Genomic DNA, 24,320 nt, shown 5'->3' on the forward strand with positions numbered 1-24,320 from the left:
TGTTACAACGCGGCGACGGCGCGGGCGATACGCGCAAGCCCTTCTTCCAGACTCTGCCTCGCATAAGCGAAAGACAGGCGCAAATGCCCCGGCGTGCCAAAGGCCCGCCCCGGCACCAGCGCCACCCCGGTGCTGTCCAGCAGATAGCGGCAGAATTCATGATCGACAGGCATGGCTGCGGGCGTCTTGGGGAACACATAGAACGCGCCATCCGGCAGTTCACAGTCAAGCCCGGCTGCATTCAGCCCCGCGACCACCAGATCGCGCCGCGCCAACATCTCGGCCCGCCGCTCGGCCAGCAAGTCCTGCGGACCGGTCAGCGCCGCCAGCGCCGCCGCCTGCGCGATGGAACAGGCACCCGAGGTGATCTGCCCCTGCACCGCCACCATCGCCTTGATCAGCGACGCCGGGCCAATACCCCAGCCGATGCGCCAGCCGGTCATGGAATAGGCCTTGGACACGCCGTTCACGATCAGGGTCCGATCCGTCAGCTCCGGCACCGCTTGCACAAAGGGGGTAAAGGGAACATAGGCCAGATGCTGGTAAATCTCGTCCGAGATCACCCAGACATGCGGATGGCCTTCCAGCACCGCGCCCAGCGCCTGCAACTCGGCTTGCGAATAGATGGCGCCGGTGGGGTTCGAAGGCGTGTTGAGCAAGAGCCAGCGCGTGCGCGGGGTGATTGCGGCCTCAAGCTGCGCGGGCGTCAGCTTGAATCCCTGCTCGCCCGGACAATCCAGCACCACAGGCACACCACCTGCCAACCGCACCATATCGGCATAGCTGGTCCAGAAGGGCGCGGTGGTGATCACCTCGTCGCCTGAATCGAGTGTGGCGAGGAACGCACCCGCCAGCACCTGCTTGGCCCCGGTCGAAATGATCACATTGGCAGGCTCTACCCCAGCCTCGGCAGCAATCGCCGCGCGCAGGGCCGGAGTGCCTGCCGTCGCGGGATAGCGGGTCTGGCCCGCCAGCGCCGCCTGATGTGCGGCCTCGATCACGTGAGCGGGCGTAGGGAAATCCGGCTCGCCGGTGCTGAGCGCGATGACATCCACACCCCCGGCCCTCAGCCGGGCGGCATGTTCAGAGATCTGGACGATTTCCGACAGTTCGATGCCATCGAGCCGTCCGGCCCGCTTGAACCCGGTCACGCCGGTCTGGATGGTCATGGCGCCCTCACAGTAGCCCTAGAAGTTTCCCGCAACATTTCGCGCTGGATAACGCAAAAAACCAGTGATATTTCATTGAAAAGGTATGAGGAAAAGGCATGTGATTACACCTCGGCGATTTCTTCCTTCGATTTCCTCTCTGCTGGCGCTTGAGGCCGTAGACCGGCTTGGCAGCGCCACGGCCGCAGCAGAGGAACTGTCCCTGACCCAAAGCGCCATCAGTCGCCAACTGAAGGTGATGGAAGAGCAACTCGGCGTCGAACTGATCCAGCGCACACAAATGCGCCTGCACCTGACCTCGGCCGCCCAGGATTACGTGAAGACGGCACGAATGGTGCTACAGCACCTGGCGCAGGCCTCGCTCAAGCTCAAGGCCAACCCGACAGGCGGCACGCTCACCCTGTCCATCCTGCCTGCTTTCGGCATGCACTGGCTGGCGCCGCGGCTCCAGGATTTCGCCCGCCGCCACCCCGAGGTGACGATGAACCTCAACACCCGGCTGAAACCTTTCGACTTCGAAAGCGAACCCTCGGACGCCGCCATTCATTTCGGGCGAAAAGATTGGGCCGGTGTGCAATATCTGCCAATCATGCGCGAAGAGGTTCTGCCGGTCTGCGCGCCAGGCGTGCGAGGCGAAGGCAACCCAGATCTCGAATGGCTAAAAAACGCCCCCCTGTTGCATCTCGACACCCGGCCCGATGCCTGGGAGCGCTGGTTTGCTGCCCAGGGCCAACCGGAAACGGGACTGCGCGGGATGCTGTTCGACCAGTTCTCGACCATGATTCAAGCCACCATACACGGGCTCGGCGTTGCCTTGCTGCCCTCATACCTGGTGGAGCAGGATATGCGAACCGGCCGATTGGTGCTTGCCTGGAACGGACCGGCGGTCAGTCTCGGTGATTACTTTCTGGTCTGGCCACAAAATCGCGCCGAACCGCAGCCGTTGAAATCTTTCCGAACCTGGTTGCAGACACGATTGAGCCGGGAGCGCCCTTGAGCGGCCTGGCGAGGGGCGCAGCCCCTCTTGCCCTGCGGGCAATTCACCCCGGAGTATTTTTTTCACCAGAAAGAAGCGCAAGATCCGGTCAGTCCTGCTTCTTTCTGGTTACAAATACTCCAGGGAGTTTGAGGGACAGTGTCCCTCAACGAAGAATCGTGCGCGCCGCAGGCGCACGATTTGATTTCGAACGGATCAGACGTCCATCGACCGGGCGATCAGTTCCTTCATGACCTCGTTTGTGCCACCATAGATCATCTGCACCCGGGCATCGGCATAGAGCCGCGCGATGGGATATTCCATCATGAAACCGTAACCGCCGAAGAGTTGCAGGCATTCGTGCATGATCTCGTTCTGAACCTCGGAGCCGTAGTATTTCACCATCGAGGCAGTCGCGGCGTCCAGTTGCCCGGCCTCGAGCCGTGCGATGCAATCATTGACGAAACTGCGCAGCACCTCGGCCTTGGTCTTGCATTCGGCCAGTTTGAAGCGGGTATTCTGGAAATCCATCACCCGCTGGCCGAAGGCCTTGCGTTCCTGCACGTATTTCACCGTCTCGGCGATGGCGAAGTCGATGGCGCCCAGCGCCATGATGCCGATAGTCAGCCGTTCCCAGGGCAGCTGTTTCATCAGTTGGTAGAAGCCCTGCCCCTCTTCCGGGCCGATGAGGTTGGTCATCGGCACCTTGACGTCCTCGAAGAACAGCTCGGCGGTATCGTTGGCCTTCATCCCCAGCTTCTTGAGGTTGCGGCCCCTGCGGAACCCCTCGGCGCCTTCGGTTTCCAGCGCGATCAGCGATACACCCTTGGCGCCCAGGCTCTTGTCGGTCTTGGCGACCACGATGATCAGGTCGGCGCTCTGGCCATTGGTGATGAAGATCTTGGACCCGTTGATCCGGTAGGAATTGCCGTCCTTCTCGGCAGTGGTGCGCACCGCCTGCAGGTCCGACCCGGTGCCCGGCTCGGTCATCGCGATGGCACCCACCATCTCGCCCGAGGCGAGTTTCGGAAGCCATTTCGCCTTCTGCTCGTCGCTGCCGTAGGCGGTGATGTAATGTGTCACGATAGACTGGATGCCATAGCCCCATCCCGCATCCCCGCGCGAGGTCTGTTCATAGATGGTGACCGCGTCAAAGCCCATGCCGCCGCCGACGCCTCCGAATTCCTCTGGGATGGCCCCCGCCATCAGCCCTGTCTCGCCGGCCTTGCGCCAGAAATCCCGATCGACGACACCGTTGTCGACCCAGGTCTCGATATTGGGAACCAGTTCGTCATCGAGGAACCGGCCTGCCGCCTCGGCGAACATGCGGTGTTCGTCGGTGACCCAGGCCGCTGTGCTGGTGAAAAGGGACATGTCATTCTCCGATATCAGTTTTGCTCAGGCTACGCGCGGACCCGATTCAAGCCAATCGGGGTGACGCGGCGTTCCGGGAATGCAACGCAACGTCCTTGACCGTCAGCCCGCCACCCGATGGCGCGCGCCCTTGGCAGGAGGGGTTTCAGCGCCTCCGGCAAAGCATTGTGCGATCGACATCCATTCGGCGGCGACGGGCCCTTCGACCCGCAACGAGGTGTCCGCGATATTGCGGGTCTGGGCCACCACCTGAGCGAATTCGACGGCGGAGCCTGAGATGCGGTTTTCGCCCGGCTCGCCGAAGGTCCAGACAGCACCCGACGGAGCCGTCAGCTCCAGCATGGGCATCGTTTCCGGCACCGGGCGGCCATGCACCTTGTAGGACCAGCCGAAGGTGTTGACGCCAAGCACCACGATGTTCTTCACCCGGTCGGCCTCCGGCCGCGCAACGCCCAGAATGTCGAAGACCTCCTGACCATGCGCCCAGGTTTCCATCTGACGCGCGGTGATCGACGAGCGGACGGACATTTCCGGGCCGGCCCATTTCACCCGGCGTCTGGGGTCGAGCGCGGCCCAGCGGCGGCCCATGTCGGAATAAAGCGCCTTCCAGGCCTCGCGCAGATATTCACCGCGTTCTGTGATCATCGCGTTCTCGGTGGCGCGGAAACCCTGTTTGCCGATCCCGGCAAAGGTTTCCGCCAGCCGCGCCTGAAATGCGGCCTCGTCGGTCAGCGACAAGTCCGCCATCTGGTTCCAGAAATGCAGATGCACCAGGACGTCGTTCAAGGTCCACCCCTTGAACTGGGTCACAGTCTCCCACCGTGCGCCCGAGACGCCTGCCAGCACCGCATGCAAAGCCTCGCTTTCGGCCAGGAAATCGCTTGCCTGTTCCATCTTCATTCCTCCAACATCGCCATCAGCCGTTCGACGGCCCCAAGATAGTCGCGCTTGAATTCCTGCACGACTTCGGTCGTAGAGGTCATCTGGTTCATCAGCCCGACCCCCTGCCCGACCCAGTATGTTGCCAGGTCAGCCGCGCCCGCGTGGCCACTCTGGGCCAGTTTCTCGATCCGCGCCAGCGCCGGTTCCGAGATCAGCGACTGGAACGGCATCGGCAGCGGGGACGGCCCCTGCGCCTCCCACGCCTCGGTCCAGGCCGATTTCAGCTGGCGCGAGGTCTTGCCGGTGCGCGAACGGGACCGGACGGTATCAGAGGACGTGGCCGCCAGCATCTTGTCCTTGACCACCTGGCTCGGTTCGCCCTCGGTCGTGGTCAGCCAGACCGAGCCACACCAGGCGCCGGCAGCGCCCATCGCCATGGCCGCCGCCATTTGCCGGCCGGTCACGATGCCGCCCGCCGCAAGCACGGGGGTGTTGCCGGCGACCGAGACCACCTCGGGCACCAGAACCATGGTCGAGATCTCGCCGCAGTGGCCACCCGCCTCACCACCGGCGGCGACCAGGATATCGACCCCGGCCGCGACCTGCCGTTCGGCATGTTTCTTCGATCCGACCAGAGCCGCCACCGGCACGCCCGCCGTTCGTGCGCGATCCAGCATGATCCGTGGCGGCGTGCCCAGCGCGTTTGCGATCAGCCGGATGGGAAAGGAGAAGGCCACATCAAGCATCTCCGCGGCCCCGCCGCTTTCGAGATTGTGCGAGAAATGCAGCATCGCGCGACGGCGTTCGTCCAGATCGCCGCTGCCGACACCGGCGCGGGCCAGCGTTTCCTCGACAAAGGCCAGGTGGTCGGCCGGCAACCCGGCAAGCAACTGGTCGTCGGTAAGCGAGACACCCTGCCGCTGGATCGAGGTGGGCACGATCAGGTCGACACCATAGGGCTTGCCGCCGCAATTGGCGTCGATCCATTCCAGTTCGGTCCGAAGCTGTTGGGGCGTGTACATCACCGCGCCGAACACGCCCATGCCGCCGGCGCGGCTGACGGCGGCGACCACGTCGCGGCAATGGCTGAAGGCGAACAACGGGAATTCGATCCCCAATTCCCGGCACAGCGCGGAATTCATGCGTCGATATCCTCTTCGATCTCGATCATCGCGTCGCCGGCGGCAAGGCTTTGGCCGGGTTTCACATGCACCGCCTTGATCCGTCCCGTGACCGGCGCCGCAATCTGGTGCTGCATCTTCATCGCCTCCAGCACGGCCAGGGTGTCGCCCCTCGCGACAAGCGCGCCGGTTTCGACCGCAATCGCCTGCACAAGCCCCGGCATCGGCGCCACGACGCGCCCGCCCGCCTGTGCTGCGTCATCCTGCGCACCGGGCCGCAGACGCCGGGCCGACAGGCGCAAGGCACCGGTTGCCAGAAACACGGTGTCGCCTGCGACATGCGCCGTCAGGTCATGGGTCGTCTCTCCGATAGATGCGCGCAAACCGTTGCCTTGCGCGACCAGTGAAATGTCGAATTGCGCTTCGCCGACACCGATCCGCCACCCCCCCGGAAAGGCACCGGCACTGCACGCAAGGACTTCCTCGCCGATTGCCAGCGACAGGCCGCGCGGCAGCAGGAGTGCACTGGACCAGCCCAGCTGGTCGGCGGCGATATGGCCTGCCCGGGCGAGGGCATTGTCGCGGTCGTGCTGCATCAGCAGCGCCGCCGCCAGTGCCGCCATCGACGGATCGGTCGCCGTTCGGGCATAACCGTCCGGCCACGCCCGCGCCAACAGGCCGGTTGTCGCCGCGCCCGCAGCAAACTCCGGCAGGGCCAGCACATCGGCCAGAAAGGTGCTGTTCGTCGGTGTGCCAAGCAACACGCTGTCCTCGACGGCCCGTATCAGCCGCGTCCGCGCCACCTCTCGCGTGGGACCGTGCGCGATGATCTTGGCCAGCATGGGGTCATAGTGCGGCGAGATCTCCTGTCCCTCCACGACACCGGCATCGACCCGTACGCCCGCTCCGGCAGCAGGCCGCCAGCGCAGCACCGGACCGGTTGCGGGCAGATAGCCGTTGGCCGGGTCTTCGGCATAGAGCCGCACCTCGATGGCATGACCTTCGAGCCGGACATCATCCTGTGTCAGGGGCAGCGCTTCGCCTTGCGCCACCCGGATCTGCCATTCCACCAGATCAAGCCCCGTCACCATTTCGGTCACCGGGTGTTCGACCTGGAGACGGGTGTTCATCTCGAGGAAATAGAAGGCCCCCGCGGCATCGAGCAGGAATTCGACCGTGCCCGCGCCGCGATAATCGACCGCGCGTGCGGCGGCCACCGCCGCCGCCCCCATCTCGGCCCGCAGGTCGGGTGTCATCACCGGGCACGGCGCCTCTTCGACCACCTTCTGGTGGCGGCGCTGCACCGAACAGTCCCGCTCGCCCAGGTGGATCACGTTGCCATGCGCATCGGCAAAGACCTGGAACTCGACATGACGCGGTTCGAGGATGGCCTTTTCCAGGATCAACTCCTCCGATCCGAAGGCGCCCAGCGCCTCGGACCGGGCACGCGCCAGCGCCTGTGTCAACGCCTCGGTCTGTTCGACCAGCCGCATGCCCCGCCCGCCGCCGCCAGCCGCGGCCTTGACCATCAAGGGGAACCCGATCTGCCCGACCGCGCGGGTCATGGCAATGTCCGACTGGTCCGTCCCTTCATAGCCCGGCACACAAGGCACACCCGCCGCGATCATCATCCGCTTGGCCCCGGCCTTGTTGCCCATCGCCTCGATCGCGTGCGGCTCGGGACCGATGAAAACCATCCCTGCTTCGACGACCGCCGCCGCAAAGGCTGCGTTTTCGGACAGGAACCCATAACCCGGGTGGATGGCGCCCGCTTTCGTCCGCTCTGCCGCATCCAGGATGCACTCAGCGTCAAGATAGCTGTCGCCGACCGGACCCTCCCCGATCCAGACGCTTTCATCCGCCAGAGCCACGTGCGGAGCATCCGCATCGGCGCTGGTATAGACCGCCACCGTGCGCAGACCCATTGCCCGCGCCGTGCGGATCACCCGCACCGCGATCTCGCCGCGGTTGGCGACCAGTATCGTGTCGAATGCCATGCTCTCAGACCTCCGTCCAACGGGATTTGCGTTTTTCAAGGAATGCCGAAAGCCCTTCGCGCGCCTCGTCGGAGAGCAGCGCGGTTGCAAAACTCCCGGCGGCGGCCTGCCGCTGTTCCTCGCGCGACTGGAACGGCAGTTCCAAGAGTTGCCGCTTGATCGCGGCCACCGCCTGCGGCGCGGCAGGGGCCATACTCCGCCGCAGTTCGGCCAAGGCCGCATCCATGCCGCCTACCGGAGCAAGCCGGTCGACAAGACCGATCTCCCGCGCTGCTTCTCCGCTGACGCTCTCACCACTCAGCATCAGCCGCCGCGCCGTCCGCAGGCCCAGCCGCGCCACGACAAAGGGCGCTATCTGCGCGGGTGTCAGCCCCAGCCGCACCTCGGACAGGGCAAAGCGCGCGGTTTCCTCGGCCAGAACCATATCGCCACAACAGGCCAGCCCCAGCCCCCCCGCCATGGCGGCACCCTCCACGGCCATGACCGTGAGTTGCGGCAGGCCCGCCACCGCATCAAACAGGCTCGCCGCCTGCAGGCTGAGCGCCAACACATCGGCACGACTGGATGCCCCCCGCAACACCCCCTCGAACGCCTTCAGATCGCCCCCCGCGCAGAAAACACCGCCACGTCCGCGAAAGACGACGCCGCGCAGGTCGCTGTCGCGAAGCGCCGCGCAAAGGACCAGCAGATCCCGGACCCTGCCGGGCGTCAGCGGATTGCGCGCCTGCGGCGCGTTGAACCAGACCGTCAGCCAGGACCCTGCCGGTTCCAACTCGTAGTGATCGGAAACCGGCAGCATCAGAACCTCGCCACGCCATAGCTGCCCCGCTTGACCCGCCGCACCCGCGCCTCGCGCACCGTTTCCAGGCAGAAGCCCAGCACCCGCCGCGTGTCGCGCGGGTCGATCACTCCGTGATCGAGACACCGGCCCGAGGTATGAAACGCCCCGGCCTGCCTGTCGAAATGCGCCGCAATCAGCGCCGATTGCTTGGCCAGGCGGTCCTCGTCGACCTCTTCTCCCTTGCGCTTCGCGCCCGCGCGGGCGACCATCGCCATGGTGCCCGCCGCCTGCTCGCCCCCCATCACGCCGGTGGTGGCATTGGGCCAGGCGAACAGGAAATCGGGCGCGTAGGCATAACCCGACATGCCGTAGTTGCCGGCGCCGAAGCTTGCCCCGATATAGAGCGTGATGCGCGGCACATCGACCGAGGTCACGGCCTGGATCATCTTGGCACCGTGCTTGATCATCCCGGCCTGCTCGTAGGCGGTTCCGACCATGTAGCCGGTGGTATTGTTGAGAAAGATCAAAGGCGTGTCGGACTGCCCGCACAGCTGGATGAACTGCGCCGCCTTGGTGGCCCCTGCCGGGTCAATGGGGCCGTTGTTGCCAATGATCCCTACCGCGATTCCGTTGATCGCCGCCTGCAGGCAAACCGTCGAGACCCCGTATCGCGGTTTGAAATCCTGAAACTCGGACCCGTCCACGATCCGCGCCACCACCTCGCGCACGTCATAGGGGTGGCGATAGTCGGTGGGCACCAGCCCCGCGATGTCGTCGATGTCATAACGGGGCAGGGCAAAGTCGCGTGTCGGTTGCGGCGGCAGCGTCTTGTTCCAGTCGAGCGCCGAGATCACATCGCGGGCCAATTCGATCCCGTGCGCATCGTCCTCGGCCAGGTATTCCACGAGACCACTGGTCTCGGCATGCATCTCGGAGCCGCCCAGGTCACGGTCGTTCGCAACCTCGCCCGTGGCCGCGCGCACCAGGGCCGCGCCGGCGAGGGCGGCCATGCCGTTCTTTTTCACGCCCACGACATAATCGGCCAGCCCCGGCATATAGGCGCCACCCGCCGTCGAAGGCCCGTGCAGAACGGCGAGGTTCGGGATTCCCGCCGCCGACAACCGGGCAAGGTTGCGGAACAGTTTGCCGCCATTGGCCCAGAACTCGACCTTGTACTCCATCAGGTTGGCGCCGGCGCTTTCGACCAGATGCACGAAGGGCAGCTTCTGTTTCAGCGCGATCTCCTGCGCGCTCAGGAACGCCGCACCGGACATTTCGACCATGGCGCCGGCCTTGATTCCGCTGTCATCGACCACGATCATGCAGCGCACACCGGCAATGAAGCCGACACCGACGATGACCGAGGCACCGGGAACCGATTTCTCGGGGTTCGACGTGTCGACCATATAGCCGGCAAGGCTGTGCAGTTGCAGAAAGGGCAGGCCAGGGTCCAGCAGGCGCGCCAGCCGGTCGCGCGGGGTGATCTGGCCACGCGCCTCCATCCGTTCGCGCCGCTCCTCCGACAGGGCCACCGGCCGCGCCTCGAGCGCGCGCAACTGATCGACCAGCGCCAGCATGTCGGCGCGGTTGCGGGCGTAGGTTTCGCTGTCTTTCACAACCAGGCTGACAAAGCTCATGGGGTCCTCCGCTTCAGGCGTCCGGGATCAGTCCGGCCGGCACTGGTACCGGCAGAGACAGGAGTTCCTGGGCAAAGGCCTTGCCCTGCGGGTCGTTGCGCAAGCTGGCAACCCCGCCGCCCCCGAGCACCCGCGTCATCACGATGTTCATCGAATGGGTTCCGGGCAAGTAGAAACGGCTGACATCCGCCGGAGATTTTTCGTCGAAAAATCTCAGCACCGCCTCTGGCGAAAGTGCGGCCCAGATATGCGGCATGTAGGCCGGATTTCGGGCGATCACGCCAATATTGGCGCTGTCGCCCTTGTCGCCGGATCGTGCCCAGGCGAGGTCTTCAAGCGGGCGCAGGACCATTTCCAGGCCGCTTTCCGGTGGTTCCGGGGTCTGCGCGGCGCCAAGCGCGATGTCCCGCAGGGGCAGGTCCGTCGGTTCAAACGCGATCTCGGACCCGTCGAGCGATATCTTGCAGTGCAGGGCATCGGCCTCGATCAGGCAGGAAAACAGCGCCACCACCGGCGAGGGTTTCGGCCTTCCGCCGCCTGTAAAAAAATGCAGGCCCGGCGGGGTCGCCAGCGCCGCCCCCACAAGCTCCTTGAGGAACAGCCCGACCGCGCGCGCATCGTCGTGGCGCACCGCCGCCTTGAAGGCGATCTCTTCCGCGCCACCTGTTTCCGGCGCTCCGCCGAACGCTTCGAAACAGACGTCGCGGTAGTCGGGCGCACCCAACGCGCCGAGCCGCGCGCGCGCGCGGCCCAGCCCCGCCTGCGCAAAGGCCCTTGCCTTGTCACGCGCCGCGCGCCCGGTCATCTGGAACACCATGCCGCCGCGATATCCATCCGCCCAGGTGACTGAGACCTTGAGCCGGCCGGTCGGCGCCTGCCCGCGCGCGCCCGTCACCCGCACCCGGTCCGGGCCGCCCTGGACGAGCGTGACGCCGGTAAAGTCGCAGACCACATCTGGCAGCAGATAGGCGCGCGGATCATCGATCTCGTAGAGCATCTGCTCGCCCACCGACGCGGGCGAGACGATGCCGGTGGTGCCTTTGGGCTTGGTCAGGATGAATTCGCCGTCCGCAGAAACCTCTGCGATCGGATAGCCAATCCGCGCGATATCACCTGCTGCTTCCCAATCGGTGAAATTGCCGCCGGTCGCCTGCGGGCCGCATTCCAGCAGATGCCCGGCCAGCGATCCCGCCGCCAGCAGGTCGTGCCCGCCCATGTCCCAGCCGAAGCGGTGGATACAGGCCGCCAGCGTCAACGCGCTGTCCGCGCAGCGCCCGGTGATCACGATATCGGCCCCGGCGCGCAGGGCTGCAACCACCGGACCCGCGCCGAGATAGGCGTTCATCGAGGCGATGCGGTCCGCCGGGGGCATCGCCGCGCCGGTGAACATCTCGGTGCAGCCCGAGAATTCGGCCAGGCGTGGCATCAGATCGTCGCCCTCGACCACCGCCACCCTCAGCGACAAGCCCGCCTCGGCGATCCTGTCGCGAAGCGCGGCCGCGCAGGCCGCCGGATTGACCCCGCCCGCATTCGACAACACCCGCACACCGCGCGCGGCAATGGCCTGGAGGTTGCGGCCCATCGCCTCGGTCACGAAATCGGTGGCATAGCCCTGCGCGGGGTCCTGCATCCGCGCGCGCGCCAAGATCGACATGGTGATCTCGGCCAGGTAGTCGTAGACCAGCACGTCCACCCCCGCCGCCAGTAGCTGCGCGGTGGCATGGGGCGCCTCACCCCAGAAACCGCAGGCCCCGCCGATCTTCAGAACATCCGTCACGCCACGTCCTTTCCCGGCCCTTCCAGACGGCACTTTACAGACCGCCCGTTCTGTTTTTAAGTTGCCTCTGGCCGCAGCGTCGGTCAACGGAAAAACCCGTGACGTGACGGAACATGAACGAGAGCGAAAAACCCACCCCGCAGGACCGGCGCTCGAAGGCGACGCAGACCAGGATCATCCGGGCGACGATCACCTGCCTCGACAGGCTGGGATATGCCGAAACCACCTTTGCCCGCATCCAGGCCAGGGCGGGCGTGTCGCGCGGGGCGATCACCCACCACTTCCCCACCCGCCAGGCACTGGTCGCCGCCACGGCGATGGAGTTGCTCGCCAATGCTCTGGGACCGGTCGAGCGCCGCGCCACCAGCGCAGACCGGCCCGAGCCGGTGCGCGATCTGATCACCCGCGCCTGGGATCAGGTGGTGAATTCGGCGGGAGGCCGGGCCATGGTGGAAATCCTGGTGGCCTGCCGGACCGACAAGGAACTCTACCGCCTGCTGGAACAGCGCCTGCACGACTGGGACGCGCAAAGCCGCGCGTCGATCACCCACGCCTATCGCGGCGCGGGCGTCGATCCGGACGATGCCGAACTTCTGTGGAGCATGACACGAAACTTCCTGCGCGGCCTCGTGCTGCACGAAAAATTTGTCTCGGACACCGCCTATCTGGCGCGCATGGTCGCGCGGTTCGCCGACCTCATGGAAACACAACTCGTCGCCTTGCCCGCAAAGGACATGCCATGACCTGCCCTTCTCCCTTCATGACGCCCGAGCGCGAAGCCTATCGCAACACGCTCAAGCGGTTCTTCGACACCGAGGTGAAACCGAATATCGAAGCATGGGAGGCCGCACAGGCGGTCCCCCGGGCGTTGCATCGGCAACTGGGCGAACTGGGCGTCTTCGGCTTTGGCGTGCCCGAAGAATACGGTGGACTGGGGTTCGACGATGCCTTCATGCGGGCCGACTATGCCGAACTGGCCTTTGGTTGTGGCGCGTCGGGCGTGGCGGCGGCCGTGGGCGGGCGGTCGATCTCGATCGGGCCGATGGTGCGGTTCGCGCCGGAGGCATTTCGCCGGACCGTGCTGCCCGAGATCGTGCAGGGCCGGATGAACTCGGCGCTGGCGATCACCGAACCCGGAGGCGGGTCGGATGTGGCCAGCCTGACGACCCGGGCCGAACGATCGGGCAAAGGCTGGGTGCTGAACGGGGCCAAGGCCTATATCACCGGGGGCATGGACGCGCAGTGGTTCGTCGTCGGCGCCCGCACCGGGGGGCCGGGTCTTGCCGGCATCTCGCTCTTCCTGATCGAAGCGGACACCCCCGGCTTCAGCCGCACCCCGCTGGGCGGCAAGATGGGCTGGCATTGCTCGACCCAGGCAATGCTGCATTTCGATGACTGCCAGGTGCCGGAACAGGCGCTGATCGGGCCCGAGAACAAGGGGTTCATCGCCATCATGAACAATTTCAACCACGAACGCCTTGCGATGATCGCGGGCGGGTTGGGAATGATGCGGCTCTGCTATGACGCGGCCCTGGATTGGGCGCGGGAACGGCGCACCTTTGGCAAAAGGCTGATCGAACACCAGGTGATCGCGCACAAGTTCGCCGAGATGTCGGCACGCATCGACATGACCGAAGCCTATCTGGAACGCATCTGCTGGGCCATGAACCAGGGCCTGATGCCCGCCGCCGAAATCGCCAAGGCCAAGGTGCAATCGACCAGGGCGCTGGAATTCGTGGCCTCGGAGGGCATGCAGATCTTCGGTGGCGCGGGATACCTCGTCGGCAACCCGGTGGAGCGGGTCTGGCGCGAGGTCAAGGTGATGGCGATCGGCGGCGGATCCGAAGAGATCATGCGTGACCTTGCCGTCCGCCAGATGGGGCTGGCGGGCCAATAGCCCGTCAGTTCGACACGTAGCCCGCGACCACCTGCAACAGCTTGAACGCGGTCGCGGCGTCGTTCTCGACCACGGCCAGGAACTCTTCCTCGCCGATGCGCAGGCAGGTGATGTCGGTTTCGGCCACCATGCTCAGCGCGCGGGGCACCTTGCGGATCAGCCCCAACTCACCCACCAGCCGCCCCGGACCGACCCTGGCGATCAGTTGATCCTCTTCGCCGTCGCGCGGCAGGTACAGCCCGGCCTCACCTTCGATTATCATGTAGGCGCCATCGGTCGGTTCGTCGTCCTTCAGGAACACGACCTCGCCCGCCTTGGCATTGTACCAACGCGCACCGAAAGCGAGCAGGCGAAGCTGCCGCCGGTCGAGACCGGAAAACAGCGGCGTCTGCTCCAGGGCGCGCAGCTTGCGAGTCAGGTCGGCCGAAGCGGCGCTGTCCTCTTCCTGCTGCTGCGGTACTTCTTCGGTCACGATCCGGCCCTGCTGCACTTCGATGAAAAGATCGAAAACAGCGGGATTCTGAAACGAATCGTTCAGATAGATCAAGGTCGTGTCCGGCAATAGTTCGCGCAGGTTGCGATAAACCGCGATCTGCGTTTGCATGTCGTAGCTGGCCAGAGCACGATCCATCACCAGAATATCCGGCCGTTTGATCGTCGCCCGGGTAAAGGCCAGAGGTTCGGCAAAGATCGCCGGAACGTTCTGCCCGCCAAGCGCCACCGGAATATCGTAGATCAACTCGATCACCAGCGGCCTTACGCCATGTTCGGCCAGGACATCGGCGATCAACTTGCGCAACTCGTCCGTACGCGACCCGCGAACTTCGCTCACCTTTCCGAAGAACGCGTTCTCCAGAACGTTCAATCCCGGCGCGAAACTGTCCGGGTCCAACGGCGCGAACACATCGTCGAGGCTGTTCATCAGGGCTGCGGAATGGCTCCGGCGCAGTTCGAGAATGCGGGCCTTTACCTCGTCCGAGAACGCCGGGCCGATCTGGTCGGCCGATATCCGGAACGGCACCGCCAAGAGGCCGGCCAACTGCCCGTCATCCAGCGCCCGCGCCCCTTCGGCGCGTGTCTTTTCGACCAGGCTCAGGGCCGTTTCATAGGTGCGCGGCTCCAGGTTGAGCTTGCGGAACAACGGGTGATCGGTCCCGTCCAGACCAAAGATCTGGCGCAACATGTCGATCACGTCCTGGGTCAGGCTGACCAAAGGCTCGTCCAGCCCGATCTCGCGGATCTGGGCCAGGAAATCGGTCTGTCCGGCCAGTACCTCGGGGGTGAACGGCGAGCGCGGGGTGGCAAACAACAGGTTTTCGGCGACGGGCAGCGCCGGATTGTACTGTTCGGGATCGAAAAGATAGGCCTGCCCGCCGAGTCCGGCGCGCTCGACGGCGGCTTGCACCACCGGACGCAACGACACCAGTCGCGCCGCCAGATCCGGATGGTCCGCCTCGGAAAACACCTGCTCGGCACCACGCCGGTACAAGGTTGCGCCCGTCCCCAGACCTTCGACCAGTTTCAGCCACCAGTCGCGCAGCGCCGCCGGGTCCTGGAAACCGGCCAGCCCCGGCTCCAGCCAGTCGCTGTGATAGGGATCGGCGCTGTTTCCCGCGCGCAGCGTTTCAGCATGGAACTCCGGGTCGCCGCTGTCTTCCTGCGGCCGCACCCGCATCGGCATCATCACGTTGTCGCCAAAGCTGCCCTGGAACATGACCGGGCGGGATGTTGCAAGGCCGATGCGTGACGCGATCACCATCTGGTGCAGGTCCGATAGGTTGTGGTCGCCAATTCTCAGATTGCCGCTTGCGGGAAGCACCTCGCGCGTCAACAATTCAGACAGCGCCCGTCGGTCTTCCTCGCTGGACGCGGCGATGCCGATCACCTTGCCGCCGGGCAGGGTCACGTCGAGATCGTCGAGCACCAGATTGCCGTCGCCATCGCGCACCGAGACATGGTCAAGCACGATGTCGCCGGTCAGACGCGGGCGATCTTCGGGAAACCCCTTGAACTTTTCCTCGTCCAGCATGCCCTGGGGCGCGAACCGGTCCAGGATCACTTCCCAACGCAACGACATGTCCTGTGTCTGGTTGTAATAGGCCAGCAATTCCTTCCACGGGCTGGACAGATCCTTGTAGGCTGCCAGCGCCGCAACCAGCGCCCCCAGCGAAACCTGCCCCTGCAAGACCAGAAAACCGCCGATCGAATAGAAGAAGAAAGGCGTCAGCTGACCGATGAAGTTGTTCACGAATTTCATGAAGAACTTCTTCTGGTAGATGTCGAAACGGATCAGGTAGAGCCGACCAAGCTGGTAACTGAGCATCGCCATCCGCCAGGGCCAACCCGCGTTCGACCTGAGGGTGGCAGCCCCGGCCGCGTTCTCGCCGATCTGCGCGGCGAGAACCCGAACCTCCTGGATGCGCTTCTTGTTGAGAAGGTTGATCTGGCGCTGCATCCGCGGAATCAGCCAGGCTTGCAGCGGGATCAGGGCAATGGCCGCCACTCCGAACCAGAAACTCTGCAGGAACAGGAACGACAGGATGGTGATCATCTGTCCTGCCTGCAGGACCGGCTGGCTGATCATGTCGCCCATCAGCCCGCCCATCGGCTCACTTTCGGCCGTGACCATCGACACCAGCTCGCCTTGGCTGACCCTTTCGAAATAGGGCTGCGGAAACCGCAGGATGCGCGAGATCAACAGATACCGGAAACGGCGCAGCATCCGTTCCGACATCACGCCCTTCATCGTGTTGATCTTCATCTTCATCAACCCGTGCGCCAGAACCGCAATCAGGAATGCGGCACACAGGATGGCGAGATACGTGACCTGGTCGAAGGTAAAGCCCCACTTCTCGATGGTCGGGCTGGCAGCGCCGATCGCATCGTTGATGATTCGCTTGGGCAGTTCCAACGTCAGGTAAAGCAGCGGGAAAAGAGTGGAAGTCACCGCCAACAGGATCAACTGATCGCGCCTGGAATTCTTCCAGATGAATTGGAACAAGGTGCGTTCGATGGCTCCGCCCCCCAGAAAGCGTCGCGAGACAATTGTCACGGCAGGGACAGGCCACTGCAAATTTCGTCCAAAGTTAACGCGCAAGGTGGCCTGTACGCAACGGAATTGCTGCGGGATAATCAGCCGGCCATTAAAACTGAAAGGAGAGTGAACCAGTTCATTTTGCACCTCGCCGAGAATAGGCTACTCTGGCCTCAGGGGATGAAAACGGAGGAGATCCTGTTGCCAGCAACTATCGGCACAGTACTGATTTTGCTTTGCCTGTTTCAAGTAAAGCACATGCTTGCGGATTTCTTCCTCCAGACGCCGAGGATGCTTTCCGGGCGCTGCAAATACTGGCATCTCGGGCGCGCGCAACACGCCGGGGTTCATGCTGCCGGATCGGTTGTCGTGTTCCTGCTGGCCGGGTCGCCACTGGTTTTCATTCTGGTGTCCGTCGCCCTGGAATGGCTGGTGCATTTCAACATCGACTATGGCAAGGCCTTCTATTCCGATCAAAAGGAGCTCCAACCCAACCAGGCGAAGTACTGGTACGCGATGGGCTTCGACCAGTTCCTGCATCAGCTCACCTATCTCGCGATGACCTGGGCCTGGGTTTCCTTCGCCTTTTGATCAGGCGGCGCCCGCGCCTCCCAGGGCCAGATTGCACCAGAACGCCACGCCGTGCGGCATCGCGGCATCGTTGAAATCGTAGCCCGGATTGTGCAGCGGCATGGCCTGTGCGCCTTCGGTCCCGTTGCCCATCAGGATGAAGGCCCCCGGACGGTGCAGCAGGAATTCGGCGAAGTCTTCCGAGAACCCGACCCGGCCATACGCTCGGTTCACCTGTGCGCCCAGGGCCGCGGCATCGGCTGCGCGCCGCGTGCACTGCGGGTCGTTGACCAGCGGCCGGAAAGATGTCGAGTAACTCAGGCTGGCCTCTGCGCCCTGCGCGGCGGCAACCCCTTGCACGATCTCGCGCATGCGCGTTTCCATCCGCGTCGATACCAGTTCGGAAAAGCCCCGGCAATCGCCGGTGATCTGCACCCTGCCCGCCAGGACATTTCGCGCGCCATCCGTCTCGAAGCCGGTGACCGAGACCACCGCGTGTTCACCGGCGGGCACCGCCCGCGAAACGATGGTCTGCAACTGCATGACCAGCCCCGCGCCCGCGACGATGGCGTCGACGCCGGATTCGGGCATCGAGGAGTGTCCGCCACGTCCGGTCAGATGGATCTCGAAATTGTCCTCGAACGCGCAGAAGGGACCTTCCTGAATGCCGAACCGCCCCAGTTCGAGGCCCGGCATGTTGTGCAAACCGTAAATCTCGGACATTGGAAAACGCTCGAACAGCCCGTCGGCGATCATCGCTGCCGCGCCGTTGCCGTTCTCCTCGTCCGGCTGAAACAGGAAATGCACCGTACGGTCGAGACGTGTATCGCTGGCCAGTTTAAGCGCTGCGGCCAACAACATGGTCGAATGCCCGTCATGCCCGCAGCCGTGAAACCGCCCGTCATCGCGCGATCGGTGGGAAAATGTATTTGCTTCGACGATCGGCAGCGCATCCATGTCGGCGCGCAGGCCGATGGCCTGCCCCCCCCGATGCAGCGTTGCGACCACGCCGGCACCGCCTACGTCCCGCGCCACCTCCAGTCCCGCGCGTTCAAGAACATCGGCGATACGTCCGGCGGTGCGCGTCACCTCGAACCCGGTTTCGGGATGGGCATGCAGGTCACGGCGGAAGGCGACGGGATCGAAATCAATCATTGGCAACGGCGCCTTCGGACAGGATGACCAGAGGATTTGCCGGAGGCGCGTCTTCCGCCAGCAAGGCCGCGAGCCCGGCCGCGCCCGAGGGCGAGGTGCGATGGCCCGCCTGCACGGATTTGTCCGCCGCGGCAGCGGCCGCCGCGTCTGAAACCGTGACGAACCGGTCGGCCGTATGGCGGAGAATGTCGAATGCCAGCATCGACGGCACCTTGCAATCCAGCCGCCCCATGATCGATTCCGGCCCCGTGACCGTCACCACCCGACCGGCGGCGACCGATGCCTTCAGACAGGGGGCCGCGTCCGGCTCGACCACCACGATTTCCGGCTGGACCGTCCAGTCGCGCCGGATCATCCCGGCGATGGCCGCTGCCAGCCCGCCAACGCCAGCCTGCAAGTAAACATGGCTGGGCCAGTTGCTGTTCGCGGCAAAGCTGTCCCGCATTTCGCCGGCAATCACGGTATACCCTTCCATCACCAGCCGCGGCGGTTCGGTGTAGCCGGGCCATGACCCGTCGGCGAGATGCAGGGCGCCGGTGGTTTCCGCATCTGCAATGGCGGCGGCGACCGCTTCGTCGTAAACCGCCCCGGAACGGACCACCTCGGCCCCTTTGCCGCGAAGACGCGCCGCAAAACTTTCAGGAACCGTCGCCGCCAGATGGATGCGCGCCCGGGCGCCGAACAGGCGCGCGCCCGCCGCAACCGCCATACCGTGATTTCCGGCACTTGCGCAGACGAATGTCAGATCCGATGCGCGTGACCGGACGGCATCCGTGATCAGTTCCGCCGGCTCGTCGCAGCCCAGATGACGGGCCACCAGCCGGGCAACCGCGTAAACGCCGCCCAATGCCTTGAACGCGCCAAGGCCCATGCGCCGGCTTTCATCCTTGACCCACAGGTCCCGCCCGCCGATACGCGCACGCGTCAAAGGCGTCGCGACATAGGCCGGACAAACCGAGAGAAATCGAAGGGGTTCAGCGGGATCGAGGGGAAAATCAGCGTTTTTCATGTCTGGAGTCTACCGCACCCGAGTGATTGTATTTGGTCAATATTGACCGTATCTTCGGGAAAATTTCTCACAATTCAACAAAAGTCCGATGGATTCAATAGACGCCAAGATCCTTTCCCTCTTGCAACGCGACTGCCGGCTTGGGCTGGAGACCCTGGCGGCGGCCACTGGCCTTTCGGTGGCCTCGGTACAACGGCGGCTAAAGTCCCTCCGGGCTCAAAAGGTGATCGAAGCCGAGGTGGCGGTGCTTGATCCCGCCAAAGTGGGACAGTCGATGGGGTTCGTCGTGATGGTCGAACTTGAACGCGAAAGGCTGGACCAGATCGACGCCTTCGTCCGCCGCGCGCAGGCCGAGCCGAAGGTGCAACAATGCTACTACGTAACCGGCGAAGCCGATTTCTGCCTGATCTGCACCGCAGCGGACATGGAGGATTTCGAAGACCTGACCAAACGGCTGTTTTTCGAGGATTCCAACGTGCGGCGCTTCCGGACATCGGTGGTAATGGCGCGCCGCAAGGTCGGGCTTGAGGTTCCGGTCGGTTCAGGATGAATGGCGCCGCGCCGCCGAAGATCCGCTCGACGCATGCCTCCTTATCGTCATGCGGGCCGCATAAGAACCACGTCCAGCCGGTCAGGTCAAACCGCCCGTAACCGTGCCCGGCGCCACTCCCTCGCAGAGCATTTCGACCGGGCGTTGCCAACTATGGCCCGTCATAACGAGACCGGCCTGTTCCGCTTGATGGTTCGCAATACCACATTCGTTTGCGCGCTGGCGACCGCGGGCATGCGAAACAGAAACCGCTCCAGAAATGTGTTGTAGGCGGCCAGATCCTTGCACAGGACCCGCAGGTGATAATCCGCCTGTCCGGTGGTTGCGTAACAGTCCTGCACTTCGACACAGCCGTCAATCGCCCGGATGAATTCGACGATGCGGTCGGGGTCGTGACGCGTCAGGTGGACATGCACGATCGCCTCGAAACCAAGCCCCATCTCGGCGGGATTGACGACCGCACCATAGCGTTCGATCACGCCCGCCTCCTCCAGCGCACGCACCCGCCGCCACAATGCGGATGCGGACATACCCACCGCATCAGCCAGTTCAGCATTCGAGATTCGGCAGTCCTGCTGCAACAGCGTCAGGATTCGTCGGTCCCGGTCATCCAGCTCCATAATTGGCAAATCCCTTCACTTTCCCAGCCAAATTTGAAAAAATCCTTCGATAATCGGCGTATTTCTTATCCCAATTGGCGTAATTTTCCAATGCTTTCGGATTATCCTTTCCAATACAACAGATGTTTTCAGGACACCGCATGACCCATCCCGCCCCCGCCCTGCGCAGCTATGCGCTCGAGGATCGCTATGACCAGACCACCGGCCGCGTGTTCCTGACCGGCACGCAGGCTTTGGTCCGGATCATGATGGACCAGGCCCGCCGCGACCGCGCCGCCGGACTGAATACCGCCGGATTCGTGTCCGGCTACCGCGGCTCACCGCTTGGCGGGCTGGACCTTGAGATGTGGCGCGCCGGTGCGCGGCTGGAACAGGACCGCATCAGTTTCATGCCCGCAGTGAACGAGGATCTCGGCGCCACGGCCGTGCTGGGCGCGCAACAGGCGGTGCTCGACCCGGATTGCCAGTACGAAGGCATCTTCTCGATGTGGTACGGAAAGGGGCCGGGCGTGGACCGGTCCGGCGACGCGCTGAAACACGGCAACGCCTATGGCAGCGCGCCCAAGGGTGGCGTGCTGGTGGTTGCGGGCGACGATCACGGTTGCGTCTCCAGCTCCATGCCGCACCAGTCCGACGTGGCCTTCATGGCGTGGTTCATGCCGACGCTGAACCCGGCTTCGGTCGCGGAATACCTGGAATTCGGCGAATACGGCCTGGCACTGTCACGGTTTTCCGGCACCTGGGTCGGGTTCAAGGCGATCAGTGAAACGGTGGAAAGCGGCCGCTCGGTCGAGCTGCGCCCGGACAGGCAGTTCACCCTGCCGCAGATCGACCTGCCCGCGGGTGGCCTGCATGTGCGCCGCGCCGACCTGCCCAGCCCCGAAATCGAGACCCGCATCCAGGCCAAGCTGCGCGCCGTGCGCGCCTTTGCCGAGGAAAACCCGATCGACCGGCGCATCTACGACATCCCCAACGCCCGCTTCGGTTTCGTCACCACCGGCAAGGGGCATCTCGACCTGATGGAGGCGCTGCGCCTTCTGGGGCTGGACGAAGACAAGTGCCGCGACCTCGGGATCGACATCTACAAGGTCGGCATGGTCTGGCCACTGGCCCGACGCAACGCGCTGCGCTTCGTGCGCGGCAAGCAGGAGGTGCTGGTCGTCGAAGAGAAACGCGGCATCATCGAGAGCCAGTTCAAGGAGTATTTCTACGACTGGCCCGGCGACAAGCCGTACCGGATGGTCGGCAAATACGACGAACACGGCGAACCGCTGATTCCCTGGACCGGCGAGCTGAGCCCGCTGATGCTGGCCCCCGTGGTGGCCCAGCGCCTGCATGAATTCTTCCCCGAGGAGAACCTGCCCGCCCGTGCCCGCGCGCTGACCGAAACGCCGCCGCCCGTGATCGCGGTGCCGGGCGCCACCCGCACCCCCTATTTCTGTTCGGGCTGCCCGCACAATACCTCGACCAAGGTTCCCCAAGGCTCGCGCGCCAACAGCGGCATAGGCTGTCACGTCATGGCCAGCTGGATGAACCGTGACACCGATGGCTATGCCCAGATGGGCGGCGAAGGGGTACCGCATGTGGTGGCCAGCAAATTCAACGGCGGCAAGCATGTGTTCCAGAATCTCGGCGAGGGCACCTGGTATCATTCCGGTTCGCTGGCGATCCGGCAGGCGGTCGCGGCGGGCACCAATATCACCTACAAGATCCTCTACAACGACGCGGTGGCGATGACCGGCGGCCAGCCGGTCGACGGGCCGGTCAGCGTCTCGGGCATCGCCCAGACCTGCCGCGCCGAAGGCGTGGACCGCATCGCGCTGGTCTCGGACGACATCTCGAAGTTCGACCGCTCCGCGTTCCCCGCCGGCACCACTTTCCACGATCGGGCCGAGCTGATGCCGGTGCAGCGCGAGCTGCGCGAGATCAAGGGTGTCACGGTACTGATCTACGAACAGACCTGCGCCACCGAGAAACGCCGCCGCCGCAAGCGTGGCAAGATGGAAGACCCCAACCGCTTCGCCTGGATCAACGACCTGGTATGCGAGGGCTGTGGCGACTGTTCGGTCGAGTCCAATTGCCTGAGCGTCGAGCCGCGCGAGACCCCGCTGGGCCGCAAGCGCAAGATCAACCTGAGCTCCTGCAACAAGGATTTCTCCTGCCTCAACGGGTTCTGCCCCAGCTTCGTGACCGTCGAAGGGGTGACACGCCGCAAGAAGGCGGTCACACTGGACCTGAACCAGCTGGAAAACGGCCTGCCCGCTCCGCGCCTGCCGGCCCTGGCGGACCCGTTCGACCTGCTCGTGACGGGCGTCGGCGGCACCGGAGTCGTCACCGTGGGCGCTCTGATCACCATGGCCGCCCATCTCGAAGGGCTGGGCGCCTCGGTACTGGATTTCACCGGTTTCGCGCAGAAATTCGGCACGGTGCTCAGCTACATCCGGCTGGGCGCCAGCCCGGATGCGCTGCATCAGGTGCGCATCGACACCGGCGCGGCGGATGCGGTGATCGGCTGCGACATGGTGGTCAGTTCGGCGCCCAAGGCCTCGGCCCATTACCGGGCCGGCACACGGGTGGTGCTGAACCGGGCCGAGATGCCCACCGGCGACCTGGTGCTGCGGCGCGATGCCCAGTTGAACGTCGGGGCCCGCGAAGCCGCGATCCGCGCAGTTGTGGGCGCGGAGAACGTCGATGGTTTCAATGCCAACGATGCTGCCGAAACCCTGCTCGGGGATGCGGTCTTCGCCAATGTCATGATGCTGGGATATGCCTGGCAGCAAGGGTTGGTTCCGGTCAGCCAGACCGCGCTGGGACAGGCGATCCTGCTCAATGGCGTGGCGGTGGAGAAGAACCGTCTGGCCTTTGCCGTGGGGCGCGTGATGGCCACGGATCCGGTGCGACTGGAGGGCTACCGCGATACGAAATCCCGGGAAGAGACTTATGATCAGATGGTGGCGCGCCGCGCCGCGTTCCTGACCGAATATCAGGATGCAGCCTATGCGGATCGCTACAGAAAACAGCTGGCAAGCTTTCGCGCGGCAATGCCACAGGCGAGCGACGAAATCCTGCGGACTGCCGCGCGCAACCTGTTCAAGCTCATGGCCTACAAGGATGAATTCGAAGTGGCCCGGCTGATGACCTCGGAAAATTTCAAGCGCGAACTGGCCGAGACTTTCGACGGCGATTTCACGGTGAAATACCATATGGCGCCGCCGCTTCTGAGCCGGAAAACCGATGCCCGCGGGCGGACGGCAAAGCGCGCTTTCGGATCCTGGATGACGCCTGTCTTGCGGGGGCTTGCGCGGATGAAGGGGTTGCGTGGCTCGCGTCTCAATCCGTTCGGTTATCATGCCGAGGCCAGATTGCACCGCGAATTGACCGTTTGGTACAGCGACCTGATGGCGAATGTGCCATTTTGTACAGACCCCGAAACGGCGCTCGCGGCGCTCGAAACTGCCGATGAGATCCGTGGCTATGGCCCTGTGCGCATTGCCGCCGCCGCGCAGGCACGGGCCGAGGCCGCCCGTCTGCTGGACAGCCGGTGATCCGGCACCAGAAGCTGGGGGGCCAGCCCCCCAGACCCCCCGGAGTATTTCAGACCAGAAAGAAGCAGAATCGTCCTGCGCCTTCTTTCTGGTCTGAAATACTCCCGCCGGGGGTGCGTGACGCCACGTTACGCCATTTTCACTGGTCAACGCCACCTCTCACTAGCTCTCATTCCACGAGAATATGCAAGTAAATCCAATGCGTTAGAAACTTGCAGACGTATTT

18 protein-coding genes are annotated in these 24,320 nt (G+C 64.4%); 6 read left to right on the forward strand and 12 right to left on the reverse strand.

The annotated features are described in order from the left end of the window. Positions 1 to 2: 2 nt before the first annotated feature. Positions 3 to 1,169, reverse strand: coding sequence for a pyridoxal phosphate-dependent aminotransferase (locus BLT75_RS03420; RefSeq protein ID WP_093027746.1), 1,167 nt, complete (start codon positions 1,167 to 1,169; stop codon positions 3 to 5). 100 nt (positions 1,170 to 1,269) lie between these two features. On the opposite strand from BLT75_RS03420, the gene BLT75_RS03425 reads away from it, so the two are divergent. Beyond that, positions 1,270 to 2,166, forward strand: a complete 897-nt coding sequence (locus BLT75_RS03425) for a LysR substrate-binding domain-containing protein (RefSeq protein WP_093028173.1) — start codon at positions 1,270 to 1,272, stop codon at positions 2,164 to 2,166. Positions 2,167 to 2,361: 195 nt separating this feature from the next. On the opposite strand, the gene BLT75_RS03430 is transcribed toward BLT75_RS03425, so the two are convergent. From BLT75_RS03430 to BLT75_RS03460, 7 genes are all read right to left on the reverse strand, one after another. Next, on the reverse strand, positions 2,362 to 3,519 hold the full coding sequence (locus BLT75_RS03430; RefSeq protein ID WP_093027748.1) for an acyl-CoA dehydrogenase family protein: 1,158 nt from the start codon (positions 3,517 to 3,519) through the stop codon (positions 2,362 to 2,364). A gap of 102 nt (positions 3,520 to 3,621) precedes the next feature. Continuing rightward, positions 3,622 to 4,413, reverse strand: a complete 792-nt coding sequence (locus tag BLT75_RS03435) for a TIGR03084 family metal-binding protein (RefSeq protein ID WP_093028175.1) — start codon at positions 4,411 to 4,413, stop codon at positions 3,622 to 3,624. Positions 4,414 to 4,415: 2 nt separating this feature from the next. Further along, complete coding sequence (locus tag BLT75_RS03440; protein ID WP_093027750.1) at positions 4,416 to 5,543, reverse strand: NAD(P)H-dependent flavin oxidoreductase; 1,128 nt, start codon at positions 5,541 to 5,543, stop codon at positions 4,416 to 4,418. Further along, entirely contained in the window at positions 5,540 to 7,519 is a 1,980-nt protein-coding gene (locus BLT75_RS03445) for an acetyl/propionyl/methylcrotonyl-CoA carboxylase subunit alpha (RefSeq protein WP_093027752.1), read from the reverse strand. Before BLT75_RS03445 ends, BLT75_RS03440 begins: the two co-directional genes overlap by 4 nt. A 4-nt stretch (positions 7,520 to 7,523) precedes the next feature. Further along, on the reverse strand, positions 7,524 to 8,318 hold the full coding sequence (locus tag BLT75_RS03450; protein ID WP_093027754.1) for an enoyl-CoA hydratase/isomerase family protein: 795 nt from the start codon (positions 8,316 to 8,318) through the stop codon (positions 7,524 to 7,526). Next, positions 8,318 to 9,937, reverse strand: coding sequence for an acyl-CoA carboxylase subunit beta (locus BLT75_RS03455; RefSeq protein ID WP_093027756.1), 1,620 nt, complete (start codon positions 9,935 to 9,937; stop codon positions 8,318 to 8,320). The genes BLT75_RS03450 and BLT75_RS03455 overlap by 1 nt, the downstream gene beginning before the upstream one ends. Before the next feature lie 13 nt (positions 9,938 to 9,950). Then, on the reverse strand, positions 9,951 to 11,714 hold the full coding sequence (locus BLT75_RS03460) for an acyclic terpene utilization AtuA family protein (RefSeq protein ID WP_093027758.1): 1,764 nt from the start codon (positions 11,712 to 11,714) through the stop codon (positions 9,951 to 9,953). Positions 11,715 to 11,827: 113 nt separating this feature from the next. Here BLT75_RS03460 and BLT75_RS03465 point away from each other — a divergent pair, with 113 nt between their 5' ends. Both BLT75_RS03465 and BLT75_RS03470 read left to right on the forward strand, forming a co-directional pair. Next, positions 11,828 to 12,457, forward strand: a complete 630-nt coding sequence (locus BLT75_RS03465) for a TetR/AcrR family transcriptional regulator (protein ID WP_093027760.1) — start codon at positions 11,828 to 11,830, stop codon at positions 12,455 to 12,457. Then, on the forward strand, positions 12,454 to 13,611 hold the full coding sequence (locus BLT75_RS03470) for an acyl-CoA dehydrogenase family protein (protein WP_093027762.1): 1,158 nt from the start codon (positions 12,454 to 12,456) through the stop codon (positions 13,609 to 13,611). Before BLT75_RS03465 ends, BLT75_RS03470 begins: the two co-directional genes overlap by 4 nt. A gap of 4 nt (positions 13,612 to 13,615) precedes the next feature. On the opposite strand, the gene BLT75_RS03475 is transcribed toward BLT75_RS03470, so the two are convergent. Further along, positions 13,616 to 16,657 carry a cyclic nucleotide-binding domain-containing protein gene (locus tag BLT75_RS03475; protein WP_425441114.1) on the reverse strand — a complete coding sequence of 1,014 codons (3,042 nt, stop codon included), beginning with the start codon at positions 16,655 to 16,657 and terminating at the stop codon, positions 13,616 to 13,618. Between the two features lie 168 nt (positions 16,658 to 16,825). Here BLT75_RS03475 and BLT75_RS03480 point away from each other — a divergent pair, with 168 nt between their 5' ends. Then, a complete protein-coding gene (locus BLT75_RS03480; protein ID WP_425441115.1) occupies positions 16,826 to 17,236 on the forward strand; it encodes a DUF3307 domain-containing protein in 411 nt (136 codons plus the stop codon). On the opposite strand, the gene BLT75_RS03485 is transcribed toward BLT75_RS03480, so the two are convergent. Then, the gene (locus BLT75_RS03485; RefSeq protein WP_093027764.1) at positions 17,237 to 18,370 is read right to left on the reverse strand and encodes an amidohydrolase; all 1,134 of its coding nucleotides are present in this window, start codon (positions 18,368 to 18,370) and stop codon (positions 17,237 to 17,239) included. Beyond that, a complete protein-coding gene (locus BLT75_RS03490) occupies positions 18,363 to 19,379 on the reverse strand; it encodes a pyridoxal-phosphate dependent enzyme (protein WP_093027765.1) in 1,017 nt (338 codons plus the stop codon). The genes BLT75_RS03485 and BLT75_RS03490 overlap by 8 nt, the downstream gene beginning before the upstream one ends. A gap of 88 nt (positions 19,380 to 19,467) precedes the next feature. On the opposite strand from BLT75_RS03490, the gene BLT75_RS03495 reads away from it, so the two are divergent. Further along, entirely contained in the window at positions 19,468 to 19,929 is a 462-nt protein-coding gene (locus tag BLT75_RS03495; protein WP_093027766.1) for an Lrp/AsnC family transcriptional regulator, read from the forward strand. A 161-nt stretch (positions 19,930 to 20,090) separates the two neighbouring features. Here the strand turns inward: BLT75_RS03495 and BLT75_RS03500 are convergent, their stop codons facing one another. Next, entirely contained in the window at positions 20,091 to 20,549 is a 459-nt protein-coding gene (locus tag BLT75_RS03500; RefSeq protein ID WP_093027767.1) for an Lrp/AsnC family transcriptional regulator, read from the reverse strand. Positions 20,550 to 20,689: 140 nt separating this feature from the next. Between BLT75_RS03500 and BLT75_RS03505 the strand changes: the two genes are divergently transcribed. Beyond that, positions 20,690 to 24,094 (forward strand): indolepyruvate ferredoxin oxidoreductase family protein, encoded by a 3,405-nt coding sequence (locus BLT75_RS03505; RefSeq protein WP_093027768.1) that lies wholly within the window; start codon positions 20,690 to 20,692, stop codon positions 24,092 to 24,094. The last annotated feature ends 226 nt before the right edge of the window (positions 24,095 to 24,320 follow it).

This window comes from Ruegeria marina (assembly GCF_900101475.1).
Taxonomy (GTDB): Bacteria; Pseudomonadota; Alphaproteobacteria; order Rhodobacterales; family Rhodobacteraceae; genus Ruegeria_B; species Ruegeria_B marina.

Excerpts from the sequence above, each read along its gene's own strand:
- BLT75_RS03420 (WP_093027746.1), bottom strand. The coding sequence starts at position 1,169 with ATGACCATCCAGACCGGCGTGACCGGGTTCAAGCGGGCCGGACGGCTC.
- BLT75_RS03430 (WP_093027748.1), bottom strand. The coding sequence starts at position 3,519 with ATGTCCCTTTTCACCAGCACAGCGGCCTGGGTCACCGACGAACACCGC.
- BLT75_RS03435 (WP_093028175.1), bottom strand. The coding sequence starts at position 4,413 with ATGGAACAGGCAAGCGATTTCCTGGCCGAAAGCGAGGCTTTGCATGCG.
- BLT75_RS03440 (WP_093027750.1), bottom strand. The coding sequence starts at position 5,543 with ATGAATTCCGCGCTGTGCCGGGAATTGGGGATCGAATTCCCGTTGTTC.
- BLT75_RS03445 (WP_093027752.1), bottom strand. The coding sequence starts at position 7,519 with ATGGCATTCGACACGATACTGGTCGCCAACCGCGGCGAGATCGCGGTG.
- BLT75_RS03450 (WP_093027754.1), bottom strand. The coding sequence starts at position 8,318 with ATGCTGCCGGTTTCCGATCACTACGAGTTGGAACCGGCAGGGTCCTGG.
- BLT75_RS03455 (WP_093027756.1), bottom strand. The coding sequence starts at position 9,937 with ATGAGCTTTGTCAGCCTGGTTGTGAAAGACAGCGAAACCTACGCCCGC.
- BLT75_RS03465 (WP_093027760.1), top strand. The coding sequence starts at position 11,828 with ATGAACGAGAGCGAAAAACCCACCCCGCAGGACCGGCGCTCGAAGGCG.
- BLT75_RS03470 (WP_093027762.1), top strand. The coding sequence starts at position 12,454 with ATGACCTGCCCTTCTCCCTTCATGACGCCCGAGCGCGAAGCCTATCGC.
- BLT75_RS03480 (WP_425441115.1), top strand. The coding sequence starts at position 16,826 with ATGAAAACGGAGGAGATCCTGTTGCCAGCAACTATCGGCACAGTACTG.
- BLT75_RS03485 (WP_093027764.1), bottom strand. The coding sequence starts at position 18,370 with ATGATTGATTTCGATCCCGTCGCCTTCCGCCGTGACCTGCATGCCCAT.
- BLT75_RS03490 (WP_093027765.1), bottom strand. The coding sequence starts at position 19,379 with ATGAAAAACGCTGATTTTCCCCTCGATCCCGCTGAACCCCTTCGATTT.
- BLT75_RS03495 (WP_093027766.1), top strand. The coding sequence starts at position 19,468 with ATGGATTCAATAGACGCCAAGATCCTTTCCCTCTTGCAACGCGACTGC.
- BLT75_RS03500 (WP_093027767.1), bottom strand. The coding sequence starts at position 20,549 with ATGGAGCTGGATGACCGGGACCGACGAATCCTGACGCTGTTGCAGCAG.
- BLT75_RS03505 (WP_093027768.1), top strand. The coding sequence starts at position 20,690 with ATGACCCATCCCGCCCCCGCCCTGCGCAGCTATGCGCTCGAGGATCGC.